We start from the raw sequence: 16,588 nt of genomic DNA, 5'->3' as shown, positions 1-16,588 counted from the left end.
GCAATATGCAGATTAAACGTCCAACAGCTTAACCACTGATTCAATGTAAGTTGACATTAAAGAAAAATGTCTCTCATTGAATTTGCCAGATGCTATGTAGCAATCTGTGGTACTGACACCTTCACCAGCACTTTTTTACTAAAAGACAGACCGTTTTCATTTTTGTCAATGAGAATCGTGTCTCCAGAGATAAAAGTATTCTCCAATAACTTGGTGGCGAGGGGGTTTTCTACTTCTCGCTGAATTGCGCGTTTGAGTGGACGCGCACCATAAACTGGGTCATAACCTGATTCAACAAGGTGATCGCAAGCTGATTGGGATATCTCAAAGAAGATTTTTTGCTCGCGGAGGAGATTTTCTACTCGTTTGAGTTGAATACGGATGATATGCCGCATTTCCGTGCGACTGAGGGCATGGAAGAGAATAATATCATCAAGGCGGGTGAGAAATTCGGGGCGGAAATGCGATCGCAAGGCTTCCATTACCCTAATCCGCATTGTTTCATACTTGGAATCATCACCAGATATATCCAAAATATGTTCGCTACCAATATTACTGGTCATGACAATGACAGTGTTACGAAAATCTACTGTCCTTCCTTGAGAGTCTGTAACTCTTCCATCATCTAGCACCTGTAACAAAATATTGAATACATCGGGGTGCGCTTTTTCCACTTCATCTAGCAGCACTACTGAGTAAGGACGGCGGCGAACCGCCTCGGAAAGTTGACCACCTTCCTCATAGCCTACATATCCCGGAGGCGCACCCACTAACCGAGAAACTGAGTGTTTTTCCATATACTCAGACATATCTAAGCGCACCAAGGCATCATCAGAATCAAAGAGAAACTGAGCTAATGCGCGGGCGAGTTCGGTTTTACCCACACCTGTGGGGCCCATGAACAAAAATGAACCAATAGGACGAGAGGGATCTTTCATCCCCGCACGGGCACGACGAATTGCGGCGGCTACTGCTTCTACAGCCTCTTCTTGTCCAATGACTCGTTGATGCAAATGACTTTCTAGTTGCAGTAATTTTTGCCGTTCCGATTCCAACAGGCGATTAACGGGGATTCCTGTCCATTTGGCGACGATTTCGGCAATATCGGCTTCGGTGACTTGTTCTCGCAGTAACGTGGAACCTTGGTTTTGAATTTCTAAAAGGCTCGCTTCTTTGGCTTCGCGATCGCGTTGTACTCCTTCTAATTTGCCATACTTCAGTTGGGCAGCTTTATTCAAATCATAAGCACGTTCCGCCTGTTCGATTTGCACTCGCAGCGCATCTTCTTCTTTCTTTAAGGCGCTGATAGCCTCAAGTATCTGCTTTTCACCTTGCCATTGCTCGTTAAATGTCAGCTGTTTTTCCGTTAAATTGGCGATTTCTTGCTCAATTCGTTCTAAACGTTCTTTAGTTTGGGGAGTACCCTTTTCTTCGCCAGCTAATGACAGCTTTTCCATTTCTAACTGCATGAGGCGGCGATCGATGGTTTCCAATTCGGCTGGTTTGGAGGTAATCTCCATTTTCAATTGGGCTGCTGCTTCATCTACTAAATCAATGGCTTTATCTGGTAAGAAGCGATCGCTAATATAACGCGCTGACAGGGTTGCTGCTGCTACTAAAGCCGAATCAGAAATTTTGACGTTGTGATGCACTTCATAGCGTTCTTTCAATCCTCGCAGAATGGAAATAGTATTTTCTACGGTTGGCTGATCGACAAATACTTGCTGAAAGCGGCGTTCTAGGGCGGCATCTTTTTCTATGTGTTTGCGGAACTCATCGAGGGTAGTAGCGCCAATGCAACGCAGTTCTCCCCGCGCCAGCATTGGTTTGAGCAGATTTCCGGCATCCATTGCCCCTTGTTGGTTGGAACCTGTACCGACTACGGTATGCAGTTCGTCAATAAATAGGACGATTTGACCGTTAGATTCCGTAACTTCCCGGAGAACAGATTTTAGACGGTCTTCAAATTCACCCCGATATTTGGCTCCAGCAATCAAACTACCCATATCTAAAGAGATGAGTTGGCGGTTTTTTAGCGATTCGGGAACGTCGCCGTTTACCATTCTTTGTGCCAAAGCTTCTGCGATCGCAGTTTTACCTACCCCAGGTTCACCAATCAATACGGGGTTATTTTTGCTACGACGAGACAAGACTTGAATTACCCGTCGAATTTCGTCATCCCGCCCAATCACCGGGTCGAGTTTTCCCGCTTTTGCCTGTTCTGTCAAATCTCTGCCAAATTTTTGTAAAGCTTCATAGCGGGATTCTGGGCTTTGATCTGTCACCTTTTGGCTACCGCGAACGGCTTTGATAGTAGCTTCTAGTTTAGCGGCATCAGCACTAAAGCCTTTGAGGATCTTTCGTCCAATGCGATCGTCTTCAGCAAAGGCTAATAGTATATGTTCCACGGAAATGTAGGAATCTTTCATCCTAACTCTAGCTTCCTCGGCTCGGTCTAGTAAAATATCCAAATTGCGGCTAAGGTAAAGCTGATCGCTTTTACCAACTTTGGGCTGACGTTGGGTAAAGGCTTCTAGCTGCTGTTGCAAGCGGATTGGATCGACCTCAGATCGCGCCAGGATGCGTATTGCTAGACTAGTGGGTTCTTCTAACAGGGCAATAATTAAATGTTCAACATCTAGTTGCTGTTGTTGATAAGCACGGACTATATCCTGAGATTTAACAATTGCTTCCCAGGCTTTATCAGTAAATTTATTCGGATCTGTAGGTTGCATCTTTAGAATTTTGAAATTTGAATTTTTTAGTTTAGGGATTTGGGATTGGGGATTGGGGATTGGGGATTGGAAAAATCTTTTCCTGGTTCCCAGTCCCTAATTATCCAAACATTCTCAGCGTATGTCCGCGTGTATCTCCGGTGGCAATTTTAGATTGGTAATTGGTGATAGTTTAATCGATTACCTATTTCCTAATTTAAAACGAAAATACTGTTATGAGTGGACTTTGGCAGATGGTGTTGTGATTGGAGGGATGTCTACGATGGGCTACGCTTACGCGATTAGTGTTACTCATCAACGACAGTATGGAGGTAATACTAATAGGATTTACGCAGAAGAGATCCCCTAAACCGCCAAAAAAGGGGAAGTCTCGCGCTTCGAGGTTTTGGCATGAGACGACAGTGGGCGGGAATAATCAATCTTGCCGCGTCTGGTTCAACTTTTTAATATATCTCTTAAGCAAAACTTGCTCCCAGATCCCCGACTTCTTCAAGAGTCAGGGATCTAAATCCAGCTTGGTAAGTGATATTCCACCCTAGCGGATAATTTTTTTTGGAAATCCTTTATACCTTATAAGAATTACTGACTCACAAGTTGCTCTTGTGATTCCTGTTTGACTGCTGACCCTTGAGTTCCCAGTTGAATCAGTTCAATTTTATATCCATCTGGATCTTCCACAAAAGCAATTACTGTCGAACCATGTTTCATTGCCCCTGGTTCACGCACGACTTTACCACCCTGACTGCGGATTTCGTCACACGTAGCGTAAATGTCATCAACACCAAGGGCAATGTGACCGTAAGCATTACCCAATTCGTACTTTTCCACTCCCCAGTTGTACGTTAGTTCGATCACTGCCTCGTTACTTTCATCACCGTAGCCAACAAAGGCGAGGGTAAATTCTCCTCCTGGATAATCTTTTCGGCGCAGCAGTTTCATTCCTAGAACTTCACAGTAGAACTTTAAGGACTCTTCAAGATTGCCCACCCGCAGCATTGTGTGTAGTAATCGCATATTGACCTTTTCTCTGTAATTGATTTAGTGTTATTCTCTGCCAACATTTTACCTAGCTCAAAGTCTTAAGGTAAAAATGCCGTCACAGAAAGAATTAAAAGCCTAAAGGACAGGATAAACAATTACCTATTCTTGGCATTACTCCCTATGCCTATAATGGAAATCTTCTTTAATCTCAGCCAAGAAAGCCTCTTAACCGCCTATGCTAACGATTGGGTTAGGCAACTGGACTGGATGCGTAACACACTCGAATAAAGGATAAAGTACAGATGAGTAAATTTCTAGATACTGCCATTGAGGCGATCGCAGCCCGTGAAATTCTTGATTCACGCGGTAGACCGACAATTGAAGCCGAAGTACATTTAGCCAACGGTGTTGTCGGACTGGCGCAGGTTCCCAGTGGCGCCTCCACTGGCACTTTTGAAGCCCACGAACTGCGTGATGGCGATAAAAGCCGTTATGGGGGCAAAGGTGTACTCAAGGCAGTACAAAACGTCAAAGAAGCACTTGCACCGCAATTGTTAGGCTTGGATGTCCTCAACCAAGAACTGCTAGACCGCACAATGATTGCGATCGATGGTTCTGCCAACAAATCTAATTTGGGGGCTAATGCGATTTTGGGGGTTTCTTTAGCAGCTGCTAAAGCTGGTGCTGAGTCTCTAGAAATTCCTCTATATCGCTATTTGGGTAGCCCTTTAGCGAATTTGCTACCAGTGCCATTGATGAACGTGATTAACGGTGGCGCACACGCGTCAAATAACGTGGATTTTCAAGAATTTATGATTGTGCCAATTGGTGCAACTTCCTTTCGGGAAGCATTGCGCTGGGGTGCAGAGGTGTTTGCTACTCTTAGTCAGGTATTAGATGAAAAGGGTTTGCTTACTGGTGTGGGTGATGAAGGCGGTTTTGCCCCTAATTTAGAGTCTAATCAGGTGGCTTTGGAATTGTTGGTTGCTGCCATTAAGAAAGCTGGTTATAAGCCAGGGGAAGAAGTCGCTTTAGCCTTGGATGTAGCGGCTAGCGAATTTTACAAGAATGGACAGTATGTTTACGATGGTAAACCTCACGCCCCGGCTGAGTTTATTGATTATTTGGGACAACTTGTTGATCAATATCCAATTGTGTCAATTGAAGATGGCTTGCACGAAGAAGATTGGCAAAGTTGGCAATTACTCACCCAGAAGTTAGGTTCGCGGGTGCAATTGGTAGGGGATGACTTGTTTGTTACCAATGCCACCCGCTTACAAAGAGGCATCCAGGAAAAAGCTGCTAATGCCATTTTGATTAAACTCAATCAAATTGGTTCACTTACCGAAACCTTAGAAACGATTGATTTAGCAACTCGTAATAGTATCCGTTCAGTAATTAGCCATCGTTCTGGTGAAACCGAAGACACAACGATCGCTGATTTAGCTGTAGCAACCCGTGCTGGTCAAATCAAAACAGGTTCCCTCTGTCGCAGCGAACGCGTAGCAAAATATAATCGCTTGCTGCGAATTGAAGATGAATTAGGCGATCGCGCCGTTTATGCTGGTGCTGTGGGTTTAGGGCCGAAGTAGAGAGAGTTAGGAGTTAGGAGTTTGGAGTTAAAATTTTTTAATTCATAACTAAACTAATCACTCATTCACTCCTAATTGATTTCCGCTTTTAACTGATTTAGGGATAGAAACCAAGCTTGGGCAACCCCAAGGTTTCATCCCAGCCCATCATCAGGTTTAGACACTGAATAGCTTGGCCCGCCTGTCCTTTAATTAGATTGTCAATTGCTGACATGACAATTACGCGACCTGTGCGCGGGTCAACTTCTACACCGATATAACAAAGATTGCTGCCATTAGCCCATTTGGTTTGGGGGTAAATACCGCTACCACAGACTTTTACCCAAGGAGAGTTACGGTAGAAGGCTGAGAAAATTGTGATTAAGTCATCTCGCACTAGACCAGGATCGCTCATTTTAGCATATACAGTTGCCAAAATCCCGCGTACCATTGGGATCAAGTGCGGTGTAAATTGGATCATGAGTTCGTGACCAGCTAAGTCACTGCAAATTTGCTCAATTTCTGGGGTATGACGGTGACGACCGACGTTGAAAGCTGCGATTGAGTTGTCTGCTTCAGCTAGTAATAAGTTGGTTTGAGGCTGTCGTCCACTGCTAGATGTGCCGGACTTGGCATCGATAATAGCTGTTTCTGGTACGATTAAACCTTGCTTTAAGAGTGGCGAAAGTGCAAGGAGACTGGCAGTAGGATAGGAACCAGGACAGCCAACAAGTTGAGCTTCGGCAATGCGATCGCGATAAAGTTCTGGTAATCCATAAACTGCTGTCGCTGCAATTGTGCGATCGCTTCTCTCAATGCCATACCAATTTGTATAAGTTGTCAAATTACTAAACCGATAGTCTGCACTCAAATCTATAACTTTACATCCTTTTTCCAACAGTTTCGGCGCGATTTGGCAAGCCAGACCATTTGGTAAAGACAGGAAAACTACTTCACAGCGGTGAGCAATTATTTCTGGTTCTACAGCCTCTATTAGCAGGTTAGTTGCATGAGCTAGATGCGGGTAGAGATCCCCGAAGGATTTCCCGATACTACTCTCACCACCTAAATAAACCAGTTCAACTTCTGGATGATCCATCAGTAATCGTACTAACTGTACTCCGCCATAGCCCGACGCGCCAACAATCCCAACGGGTACGCGTCTAAATTTGCCCATGATCTGAAATCCTTATCCCATGAATAGTTAATTCGTTCTCAGCTATCAACAATATCAGCGACTAGACCGCCCAGCGTACAAAACGCCCCAAACGGGGAGATGAGGGAGCAGGGGAAGCAGGGGAAGAGTTTTGCCTCCCCTGCTTATCCGAGCAGTATTGCCCCTCATCCTCCTCATCCTTTACTGTCGCTTCACTTGATTCCCTACTTTTAATGACATAAATTCTTGTCACGCGATCAATCAAATTATTGCTAGTCTACTTCTCTGCCTTATAAAGGAGCTACAATCTAAAAGGAGAAATTGTAAAAAAAATTTACGTTTATAGCTGGAAATCTTTCTGTGTCACAGCCTAATACTACCCAAGCTTTTAAATTTGATTCGATTGATGCCGCCTTAGCAGACCTAAAAGCTGGTCGCGTCATTGTAGTGGTAGATGATGAAAATAGAGAAAACGAAGGCGACTTGATTTGTGCTGCCCAATTTGCCACACCCGACACGATTAATTTCATGGCGGTGGAAGCGAGAGGACTGATTTGTTTGGCAATGACAGGCGATCGCCTAGACGAGCTAGACTTACCTTTGATGGTAAGCAACATTACAGATACTAACCAAACTGCCTTCACTGTCAGTATTGATGCCGGGCCAGAATTAGGCGTAAGCACAGGCATCTCAGCCGAAGACCGCGCCCGCACTATCCAGGTTACTCTCAATCCAGCCACAAAACCCACCGATTTACGTCGCCCTGGTCATATTTTTCCCATTCGGGCTAAGGCTGGAGGCGTACTCAAACGCGCAGGACATACGGAAGCGGCTGTAGATTTATCTCGACTAGCAGGGCTATACCCAGCCGGGGTAATTTGTGAAATTCAAAACCCCGATGGTTCAATGGCGCGGTTACAGCAATTAGTTGAATATGCTAAACGTCACAATTTAAAAATTATTAGTATTGCGGATTTAATCAGTTATCGCCTACAGCACGATCGCTTAGTGTATCGTGAGGTGATTACCAAGCTGCCTAGTCAATTCGGCCAGTTTGAAATTTACGCCTACCGCCATACTCTGGATAATACAGAACACGTGGCAATTGTCAAGGGCGATCCAGCTAATTTCAAAGATGAGCCTGTGATGGTGCGAATGCACTCAGAATGCTTAACTGGTGATGCTTTGGGTTCTTTGCGTTGCGATTGTCGGATGCAATTACAAGCTGCACTGAAAATGATTGAGGCTGCTGGTCAAGGTGTAGTTGTATACCTACGCCAAGAAGGGCGGGGAATCGGCTTGATTAACAAGCTGAAAGCCTACTCGTTGCAAGATATGGGATTGGATACAGTAGAAGCAAATGAGCGTTTGGGATTTCCTGCTGACTTACGAGACTACGGGATGGGGGCACAAATGCTCATGGACTTAGGCATAAAAAAGATTCGTCTGATTACCAATAATCCCCGTAAAATTGCTGGAGTCAAGGGCTATGGGTTGGAAGTAGTTGATCGCTTGCCATTGTTAATTGAGGCAACCGAGTACAATTCCTATTATCTGGCGACAAAGGCGAAAAAGCTGGGTCACATGCTGTTACAAACTTATTTAGTAACAGTAGCAATCCACTGGCAAGATGACCCGGAAGCTGTGACGGAACGGTATGAACGCTTAGAAAAACTGCGACACTTAGCGAGAAGTAATGATTTATTGTTGCAAGAAGAAGCGCGTCCCTTAGCGATCGCTATATTTGACGAGCCATCTTTAACAGTACACTTGGGTTTAGATCAGCCAAAAGTTGCTAGCTGTGATTGGTATCGCCAAGATGGGCATCCTTATGTACAGGCAGTCTTTCAAATTCTGGATAACCTTGCTACTTTGCCATACATCCAGAAACTAGAATTTCTGATTTCTTCTGGTTGCGATCCTTTGAGTAATTTACAAGTCCAACTAGATCGGCAGATATTCACCGATGGTACACTGCCTTCATCGATTAGCGATCGCTTGGAGACACAGCAAATTTACAGCTTTAGCAAATAGCCACAGCCCCTAAGAGCTAACTTTTTACGGGGGTTGTAGGGTCTCCTGTGCGTCAGTCCTACCTTCCCCCTGAACTTTTCAGCCATTCTTTTATATAACAATGAGAGCAATCAAAATTATTGTTGAAAAACATAACGATGGTTATGTAGCCTATCCTTTGGGTATAAAAGGGGTTGTTGTTGGCGAAGGTGACAGCTATGAAGAAGCACTAGCTGATGTTAAATCTGCTATCCACTGCCATATAGAGATATTTGGTCAAGAGGTTTTAGAAGAGGAATCACCAGTCCTAGAAGCTTTTGTGGCGGAAGCTGAGGTTCTTATTTAATGGTTAAATTCCCAGTAGATGTACTTAAAGCTAAAGTTATTAAGACATTGGAATTTCTGGGATTTACTGTTATTAGGGAGCGAGAGCATATTGTTATGGAGCGAGAAAAGGAAGATGGAACAAAAACTCCATTGACTATGCCTAATCATTCTCAAATTAAAGGTTCGACGTTGAGATCAATTTGTACTCAAGCGGGTATCTCAAGAGAGGATTTTTTGTCTGCTTATGAGCAAATCTGAAAGCAATACTGCTCCGTTAAGACTAAAAAATAGAAATGTGTAGCGAATTAGGCGATCGCTTTGGAACTGAAGTTCAATTATAAAACTCGCATTATAGATACTTACTTTTGCACCAACCGCTCATGTAGCATGGCTTTCACTTCTTCATCTGTAGGTGGCACGGTGTCAGTCTTGGCAATGCCGATTAAACTTGCAGCTAAACCCTTCGGCTTTGATGTTGGCTGAATTTTTGGTTGGAGCGATCGCACTAATGTATTGATTAACTGCCAACGATCCTCGGCAGATAATCTCAGTGCTTGATCTTCAAGTTCACATAACGTCATGGCAATAATTTATAACAGAGAGCGTTGAGTTAGTTTTTGCAAAAAATTGCTAGTTTGCCACACTTTGCATTTTTTCTTCTTATTAATACCAACTTCCCTCAAATTAATAGCCTGAGGCCATACTGAAGTGTTATGATCTTATTACAACCAATGAAAAATCTGCTAGATGATATATCTCATCTAGACAGATTTTAATTGGACTATTAAATTAAAAAAATGCCAGAAAAGTTCATTTCGACTTTCCTGTTATTGGCTGTAGCAGCTTACATTTCACTTAATGTAGCTAATACTGCCAAGTCAACAGATTCAATTTTTAAGTCCATTCTTTCATTACTTACACTAATTAAGCAAAAATAAACCTCATAGAAGACAAAGATGTCCGAAAAAATATACCTAATAGCTAGTACCAATAGCTTTAGGTTTTTTTAAGCTGGACTGCTCGTGAATTATGAAGTTCACGGGCTTTTTTCTTATTTACATTCTAACTCATATTTGTCTTTTTTTTCATTGTTCCCTCCTTACAAAATTTTCGTATTCTTAAAACCCACTTTTAATTTTCCCGATTCCAGATAGGCAATACGAGTCAAAATTTTGAAAGTGACTTAAATTACATAGTTTTTTATAATTTTAATAGTATTATATTATAATATATGCTATGATAAAATTATTTTATATTTTGTAGAGCTAAGAAAAATCCGCTATCAGACATCATCTGATGCCTAGCAAGTATTCCCAGGAGCAAAATACCCCTCCCCGCAAGCGAGGAGGAAAACAATCGAACTCGCAAAAATAGGCTGAGGTTGGAAATTGGTGATGATTGATTAATAATGAGTTGCCGACTTGCGATGATGTACGGCTGTAACGCCATCAGTATCTAACAATTTGCCACTCTCAACAGTGGCATAAACTAGCCAGTGGTCGCCAGATTCCATCCGGTTTTGTACGGAACATTCGAGATATGCTAGGGCATCCGTAAGTATGGGAGAACCGCTTTCAGTTTCTTGAGTGGCGACATCGGCAAATCGGTCTTGTCCTGGCCCAAAAGGTTTGAGGAAGTGCTTCATCAAGCCCAAGTGATTGCCTTCTTTAAGAATATTGAGGACAAATTTGTTTCCTGTATGTGTCAGTGTTTCTACTGCGCGGTCTTTGGCAACGGCGATGGTTAAACCAGGTGGATTAAAGCTAGCTTGAGATACCCAAGAAGCTAACATGGCACTGGAGCGATCGCCTTCTTTGGCTGTCAAAACACAAAGAGAACCGACAATGCGACCAACTGCTTGTTCTACAGTTGTTGCAGGTTGACTTGGCGATCGCACTTTTCTGGCTTTTTTGAGTGCTTGGGCAAAGTCGGTTCCAGCTTCTTCACACAATTGTAGGGTAGCATCGTCGGGTTTAAATTTGACGCGGATGGTATCAAAACCAAAGCGATAGCCAGCATCTTTCAATTTACCCTCAATTAAATCAACCGCTTCCCCACTCCAGCCAAAGGAACCAAAAGCACCAGCGAGTTTATTATTAGTAGCGGTGGATAGCACAATTCCTAAAGCTGTTTGCACGGGTGTCGGTGCATGTCCGCCAAGGGTAGGAGAACCGATGATGAAACCACCGGCTTTTTCTACGGCCGCCCGGATTTCTTCTGGTTCAGTAAATTCGCAGTTAATTGATTCTACAGCGACACCAGCTTTGGTGATGCCACGAGCGATCGCTTGGGCTAATGTAGCCGTATTCCCATAAGCTGATGCATAAATTAACGCCACTGTCAAGTCAGCTGATGTTTGCTGTTGACTCCATTCCCGATAAGCTTTAGTCAGTTCAATTAAGCCATAGCGCACCAAAGGCCCATGCCCATTGGCATACATTCTTACGGGAAAATCGACAAGTTTATCCAGTGCTGTTTCAACTTGACGGGCGTGGGGAGCCATGAGGCAATCAAAATAATAGCGTCGATCCTCGTTATATACTTCCCAACCTTCATCAAATACCTGATCTCCACAAACGTGCGCCCCAAATAACTTATCTGTGTACAAAACTTCTGTTTGCGGATCGTAGGTACAAAGTTCATCTGCATAACGGGGATTGGGAGTGGGAATAAATTGTAAATTATGCCCATTACCCAAATCTAAGGTTTCTTCGCCCCGCATCACAAGAATTTGTAAATCTGGATTTTCTAGCGCTGCACGTAAATTTATCGCCCCTGGATTAGAACACACAAAGGTGATTTGCGGGGCAATTTCCAACAAAGCTCTTAAAGTTGCGGCGCGGTTAGGATTTACGTGCCCCAAAATTACATAATCTAAATCCTCAAAATGGAAACGTTGCTGTAAAGCTTCTAAATAAATTTGCGTAAACGTTTCCCCTGGAGGATCGATAATGGCAGTTTTATCGCTTTCGATTAAATAAGAATTAGCAGTTGTACCCTTAGCAAGAGCGTATTCAATTTCAAATCTCAGCCTTGACCAACTGCGCGATCGCAGTATTCTCGTATCTGTCGCTATTGGATAAACTTGAACATCACGGGGTTTATTTTGTGACATGGCGGAAACAATTTTAGATTTTAGATTTTAGATTTTGGATTGTTAATTAAACATCCAAATTCTGGATAATTATGGATATTAAGTAGGAAGGGCTATACTGCACAAACGCTTAATTGAGTGTTTTTGGATTTTGGATTATTAATCTAAAATCCAAAATCCAAAATCCAAAATTAATAGTGGTTTCCGACTTTACGGTGATGCACAGCAGTCAAAGCTTCTGGCTTAGAAACCCGTCCAGCGTAGACTGTGCTGTATACTGCCCAGTGGTCGCCACAATCCATTCTACTGGTGACTTCGCACTCCATGTAGGCTAGGGCATCATTGAGGATAGGCGCACCATTTTCGGCTGGCTGAGTTCTCACACCTTCAAAACGATCTGCACCAGGGGCGAACCGCTTCAAAAAGTGCTTCATGAGTGGTTGGAAATTGCCTTCTTCTAAGATGTTCAGAACAAAGCGATCGCCTACCTGCATGAGTGATTCAATTGCCCGATCTTTGGCGACTGCAATGGAAAATCCCAAGGGTTTAAAGCTGGCTTGAGCAACCCAGGAGGCTAACATAGCACTGGATACATCGCCTTTTTTGGCAGTGATGATATATAATCCGCCGCTAAGTCTACCTAATGCTTTATCTAAGTCAGCACTAAGGGATTTCATAGCTTTGATGCTGCGATCGCGTGTTACCCATTGAGCTAAGTCTGTACCTGCTTCTTCACACAGCTTGTAAGTATTTTCCGTAGGTGTTTCTTTAATCCGAATCGCTGGAAAAACTGTTGTCAAACCCAAATTGCGGAATTTACTCACCAAAGGATCTATCGGTTCATCATCGCCACCGCCAGTTTCAAATACGCCGATGGCTTGCTTTTCTTTGGCAGATCCTAAAACTGTGCTGAGTGCAGCTTGAATACTCGCAGCACCAGAAGCCGGAATTAGACCAACGATTAGCCCAGCACAGCGGCTAACTAGTTCCCGCAGTTCTTGTAAATCGACTTCAGACCCCAAATCGACGATTTCCACGGCAACACCAGTTTTACTGATACCGTTGGCAATTGCTTGGGCAAGGCGATCGCTATACCCGTATTCGGAAACGTAAAATATTCCAACTGCTGTTTCTGGCTTGCTTTGGCTTTGACTCCAAGTGCGGTAACGCCCAACTAGTTCCTCAACATTGTGAGATAACAGTGGCCCGTGTCCTGTGGCAATCATACCGATGGTTTTAAGTTCCGCCATCCGCTTCAGGGCAGACAAAACTGAGCGTGCATTTGGCCCCATCAAGCAATCGTAATAGTAATGAAAGTCTTCTTCGATAGCCGCTAAGTTTTCATCAAAGGTGCTATCTGAGCAATAGTGCAGCCCAAAAGCATCGCAGGTATAAAGAACTTTAGTTTTATGATCGAAACTGAAAATGGTATCCGGCCAATGTAAATTTGGGGCAATCACGAATTCAAATTCATGACCATTGCCCAAATCCAAGCGATCACCATTTTTCACAATCCGCCGTTTAAATGGCTGATGTACCAAATCCTCAAGAAACTGAATTGCCACTTTAGAACCGACAACGGTTATTTCTGGAGCCAATTGCAGCAAATCTTTAACTAAACCGCTATGGTCTGGCTCGGTGTGGCTGATAATCAAATAATCTATTTCTTTTGGGTTAATTAATCCCGTGAGCGTATCAAAATATAGTTGACGAAACTTTTCGTGGGAGGTATCAACTAAGGCAGTTTGCTCGCCACGGATGAGAAACGAGTTATAAGTAGTACCGTTTTGCAGACCAAACTCAATATCGAAGCGATCGCGATCCCAATCCAAAGAGCGAATAGCCGTCGTCTCTTGAGCGATTTCCACCTGCTCTATGGTGAGCCGTTTTTCAGTTTTTTCGGTGAGTGCTACCATAACTCCCCTCCTTAATACAATGAGTATTTCTTCCTCTTATTTTATTGTGACATGCCTTGAATGTTAATTTTTATTAAAAAACCTACAGCTTACTTAAAAAAAATAAACGTGTGAAACCGCTGAGGGATTTTGGAGATGGGGGAAATTTGGCTAGCATTGGAAATTGGGAACTCTCGGCTACATTGGGCGTTGTTTATTGGCAAAAAGCTTTACTCAGCCTGGGATAGCGACCATCTAGCTGAGTCTGACATACAACAGTTAGCTAAATGTCAAACCCTAGATCGTTTACTACTGGCAATTTCTGCACCCCATCAGAAAATTAGGGTAGAAAATACTTCCTCATCCCCCCCTCCTCTCCTCCTCGCCTCCGTAGTTCCCAAGCAAACTGCTATTTGGCAAACTTACCCAAATACTCGCGTTATTACCTTAGAGCAAGTACCACTCAAAAATGTTTATCCCACACTGGGAATTGACCGCGCTTTAGCTTTGTGGGGTGCGGGGAAAACTTGGGGTTTTCCCATGTTGGTGATTGATACTGGTACAGCGCTGACTTTTACAGCTGCGGATGATAACCAGTGTCTAGTTGGAGGTGCAATTCTGCCAGGATTAGGTTTGCAATTTGCAACTCTCGGTCAACAAACAGGACAATTACCACTATTAAAAATGCAAAATATTGCGTCTCTACCACCACGTTTTGCGCTTAATACTACAGAAGCAATTCAAAGTGGAGTAATTTACACAGTATTAGCTGGAATTAAAGATTTTCTTGAGGCATGGTTGCAATTATTTTCTGATGGTAACATTGCAATTAAAGGTGGCGATCGCACTTTATTAGTAACCTATTTACAAGTTTTATATCCTGAAATCACAGAACACTTAATTGTAGAACCCAATTTAATATTTTTGGGAATGCGCGAAATAGTAATGGGTGATAGCACAGATGGAATAGAATGAAGCAGAGAAGAGACTTAGGTTGGGTGGAGCCGAGCGCAACCCAACAGGTATCAGCTTAACTTTGCGCTCTTTGCGTCCTTCTCTAACGAGACGCTGCGCGTAGCTTGCTTCTCCGTAGGAGTATGTGGTTCGTTCTTTTATCTCTCAAATTTAATGGGACAGACCACTAGTACAATAAGGCAAAAGTAAAAAGAAAGAATGCTTATTTTGTAAGCTTTCTGGCTATTTTAAATGGGTGGTTTCTTTCCGCCGTGTTGTACTAGTTTAATTCGTTTAAATTATGGCTTTTTAAAATACCTTGAATAAACTCCCGAATTTCGATCGCCACCATCCCAGCCGAAGATTCTGGTAAATCATTTCCAGCATGGGCAATCATTTTCAACTCTACTTTCGGCATCAGTTGAGCATAAACCCGACTTTTGGCTAAAGCATCTGGTGTATCTTGGCCACCTTGTAAAATAAAAACTGGGGCATCTATCATATAAAGCCGCTTTTGCACTAATTCCGCCTCAATTTCTACTTGTCGTCGTTTGAAAAGTAACTGACAAGCTATGGGGTAACGCAGCAATTCCTGACGTAATTGCAAATCCTGGACAATTTTTTCCTGCCAACCCAGAACTTTAGTTAAGGGAATTAGCGATCGCAACAATTTAACTATTAGTGGTGGATAATTCAATAATCGCCGCATCTTTCGGCAATGCTGTTCTTGTCCTGCTATCTCGACACCCTCTGGTGCTAGCAATACCACACCTTCAACTTTCTCTGGATACTTTAAAGCATAGCTAGCAGCAACCCAACCCCCAAGAGAATGCCCCACTAAATATACTTTTTCTAGCTTGACAGCTTGCAAAAACTCAGCTAAACACTCAACTTGTAAATCTATCGAATGGTGGATATTCGGATTCTCTGATTCACCAAACCCTAATAAATCAGGTGCAAAACAATGAAAATCTTGTGCAAGAGACTCCATCACAGATAACCATTGGCTACTCTCATTCCAAGCACCATGTAAAAAAATTATAGGAGTTTTTTCACCGACTTCACGCCAGAATATTAACCCTTGAGAAAGCTTTCTCCGGGAGTTGCGGAATAGTGTATCCATTTTAATTTAGTAGTTAACTTTTAGCACCATAATAAATAGTCATTAATCATTAGTCATTAGTCATTGGTTATTAGTTTTGGACAAATTACAAAGAGAGAAGTGTAAGCCGTTCGCGCAGCCTCTCGTAGAGGAGAGATGCTTCCTTAGATCGTAACTTTGGCAGCAAATGATAAAAGACTAATGACTAATGACCAATCATTATTATGCCAATGTTGTCAAGCCCTTCAAGTAGTCTTGCAACTGCCGAGTATGGTCGTGAGACATCTGTCCTGAAGGTAGGAAACTGGGAGAGAAAGCTTGGATTTCCATAACTTCCAAAGTATCCTTAATTTCCATTGTCCCATGCACCTCGGCTTCAACCACAATACAAATTGAATGGATTCTGGGATCGCGGTCTGGTGCAGAGTAAACCCCTACTAAACGGTTAATTTTCACTAAGTCTAGCCCAGTTTCCTCCATCAATTCTCGGCGGACTGTATTGGGAATATCTTCTCCCCAATCCACTATTCCTCCAGGCAATGCCCAAAGACCATCGTCACGCCGCCGGATCAGTACTATTCGACCATCAGGTAAAATTGGGATGATGCTAGTGCCAGTAATGGGATGACGAAATATTATACCCAGTACTGTTTGTCCAATACGCCATAAGTTACGTGTGGACTCTACAGCTGCCGGAAAAAAAGCAATAACGTTCAATCTTCAAATTTTCTATGTTGTATTCTATAGTTCTCTACCACTT

General features: G+C 43.0%; 14 protein-coding genes. 6 read left to right on the top strand and 8 right to left on the bottom strand.

The window, feature by feature from the left end:
• Positions 1 to 92: 92 nt before the first annotated feature.
• The gene (clpB, locus tag FD723_RS28780; protein ID WP_179068398.1) at positions 93 to 2,735 is read right to left on the bottom strand and encodes an ATP-dependent chaperone ClpB; all 2,643 of its coding nucleotides are present in this window, start codon (positions 2,733 to 2,735) and stop codon (positions 93 to 95) included.
• A 121-nt stretch (positions 2,736 to 2,856) separates the two neighbouring features.
• Here clpB and FD723_RS28775 point away from each other — a divergent pair, with 121 nt between their 5' ends.
• A complete protein-coding gene (locus FD723_RS28775; RefSeq protein WP_179068397.1) occupies positions 2,857 to 3,084 on the top strand; it encodes a hypothetical protein in 228 nt (75 codons plus the stop codon).
• Positions 3,085 to 3,314: 230 nt separating this feature from the next.
• On the opposite strand, the gene gloA is transcribed toward FD723_RS28775, so the two are convergent.
• The gene (gene gloA / locus FD723_RS28770; protein WP_179068396.1) at positions 3,315 to 3,749 is read right to left on the bottom strand and encodes a lactoylglutathione lyase; all 435 of its coding nucleotides are present in this window, start codon (positions 3,747 to 3,749) and stop codon (positions 3,315 to 3,317) included.
• A 269-nt stretch (positions 3,750 to 4,018) separates the two neighbouring features.
• On the opposite strand from gloA, the gene eno reads away from it, so the two are divergent.
• The gene (gene eno / locus FD723_RS28765; protein ID WP_179068395.1) at positions 4,019 to 5,308 is read left to right on the top strand and encodes a phosphopyruvate hydratase; all 1,290 of its coding nucleotides are present in this window, start codon (positions 4,019 to 4,021) and stop codon (positions 5,306 to 5,308) included.
• Positions 5,309 to 5,405: 97 nt separating this feature from the next.
• On the opposite strand, the gene argC is transcribed toward eno, so the two are convergent.
• On the bottom strand, positions 5,406 to 6,464 hold the full coding sequence (gene argC / locus FD723_RS28760) for an N-acetyl-gamma-glutamyl-phosphate reductase (RefSeq protein WP_179068394.1): 1,059 nt from the start codon (positions 6,462 to 6,464) through the stop codon (positions 5,406 to 5,408).
• Between the two features lie 339 nt (positions 6,465 to 6,803).
• On the opposite strand from argC, the gene ribBA reads away from it, so the two are divergent.
• The 3 genes from ribBA to FD723_RS28745 all read left to right on the top strand — a co-directional run bounded on the left by ribBA (position 6,804) and on the right by FD723_RS28745 (position 9,041).
• The gene (gene ribBA / locus FD723_RS28755) at positions 6,804 to 8,477 is read left to right on the top strand and encodes a bifunctional 3,4-dihydroxy-2-butanone-4-phosphate synthase/GTP cyclohydrolase II (RefSeq protein WP_179068393.1); all 1,674 of its coding nucleotides are present in this window, start codon (positions 6,804 to 6,806) and stop codon (positions 8,475 to 8,477) included.
• Positions 8,478 to 8,577: 100 nt separating this feature from the next.
• A complete protein-coding gene (locus tag FD723_RS28750) occupies positions 8,578 to 8,802 on the top strand; it encodes a type II toxin-antitoxin system HicB family antitoxin (RefSeq protein WP_179068392.1) in 225 nt (74 codons plus the stop codon).
• Entirely contained in the window at positions 8,802 to 9,041 is a 240-nt protein-coding gene (locus tag FD723_RS28745; RefSeq protein WP_179068391.1) for a type II toxin-antitoxin system HicA family toxin, read from the top strand. The genes FD723_RS28750 and FD723_RS28745 overlap by 1 nt, the downstream gene beginning before the upstream one ends.
• A gap of 101 nt (positions 9,042 to 9,142) precedes the next feature.
• On the opposite strand, the gene FD723_RS28740 is transcribed toward FD723_RS28745, so the two are convergent.
• The 3 genes from FD723_RS28740 to FD723_RS28730 form a co-directional block, all read right to left on the bottom strand.
• A complete protein-coding gene (locus FD723_RS28740; protein WP_179068390.1) occupies positions 9,143 to 9,364 on the bottom strand; it encodes a hypothetical protein in 222 nt (73 codons plus the stop codon).
• An 821-nt stretch (positions 9,365 to 10,185) separates the two neighbouring features.
• Entirely contained in the window at positions 10,186 to 11,898 is a 1,713-nt protein-coding gene (locus FD723_RS28735; protein WP_179068389.1) for a diflavin flavoprotein, read from the bottom strand.
• 170 nt (positions 11,899 to 12,068) lie between these two features.
• Positions 12,069 to 13,793, bottom strand: a complete 1,725-nt coding sequence (locus FD723_RS28730; RefSeq protein ID WP_179068388.1) for a diflavin flavoprotein — start codon at positions 13,791 to 13,793, stop codon at positions 12,069 to 12,071.
• A gap of 135 nt (positions 13,794 to 13,928) precedes the next feature.
• On the opposite strand from FD723_RS28730, the gene FD723_RS28725 reads away from it, so the two are divergent.
• Positions 13,929 to 14,747: a pantothenate kinase gene (locus tag FD723_RS28725; RefSeq protein WP_179068387.1), complete on the top strand. Its 819-nt coding sequence runs from the start codon at positions 13,929 to 13,931 to the stop codon at positions 14,745 to 14,747.
• A 259-nt stretch (positions 14,748 to 15,006) separates the two neighbouring features.
• On the opposite strand, the gene FD723_RS28720 is transcribed toward FD723_RS28725, so the two are convergent.
• Entirely contained in the window at positions 15,007 to 15,849 is an 843-nt protein-coding gene (locus FD723_RS28720; RefSeq protein ID WP_179068386.1) for an alpha/beta fold hydrolase, read from the bottom strand.
• 201 nt (positions 15,850 to 16,050) lie between these two features.
• Positions 16,051 to 16,545, bottom strand: coding sequence for an NUDIX hydrolase (locus tag FD723_RS28715; protein WP_179068385.1), 495 nt, complete (start codon positions 16,543 to 16,545; stop codon positions 16,051 to 16,053).
• Positions 16,546 to 16,588: the final 43 nt, after the last annotated feature.

This window comes from Nostoc sp. C052 (genome assembly GCF_013393905.1).
GTDB lineage: Bacteria > Cyanobacteriota > Cyanobacteriia > Cyanobacteriales > Nostocaceae > Nostoc.
Note: the sequence above shows the minus strand (reverse complement) of the source record. Positions and strands in the feature narration are given on the sequence as shown.